Here is a 219-nt window from a genome sequence, read left to right as displayed (position 1 = left end):
GGGGGTGCTGCGTACGATCCGTTCGCCCCATTTGCTGTCCAGTAGCCCGGAGCTGAGGTCGGTGTGGAAGTAGCCGGGCGCGAGGGTGTTGACGCGTACACCGCGGTCGGCCCATTCGATGGCGAGTGATTTGGTGAGGGCTTCGACGCCGCCCTTGCTTGCGGCGTAGGCGGCGATGCGTTCGAAGCCGGTGCTGGCGTGTACGGAGGAGACGTTGAC

1 protein-coding gene is annotated in these 219 nt (G+C 65.8%); it reads right to left on the bottom strand.

Going from position 1 to position 219, the window contains the following annotated elements:
- Positions 1-219 (bottom strand): SDR family NAD(P)-dependent oxidoreductase (locus IG08_RS0153725; RefSeq protein ID WP_030622595.1); only part of this gene is annotated, 219 nt, incomplete at both ends.

The organism is Streptomyces fulvoviolaceus, from assembly GCF_000718165.1.
GTDB lineage: Bacteria > Actinomycetota > Actinomycetes > Streptomycetales > Streptomycetaceae > Streptomyces > Streptomyces fulvoviolaceus.
This window is presented reverse-complemented; position numbering and strand designations above follow the sequence as displayed.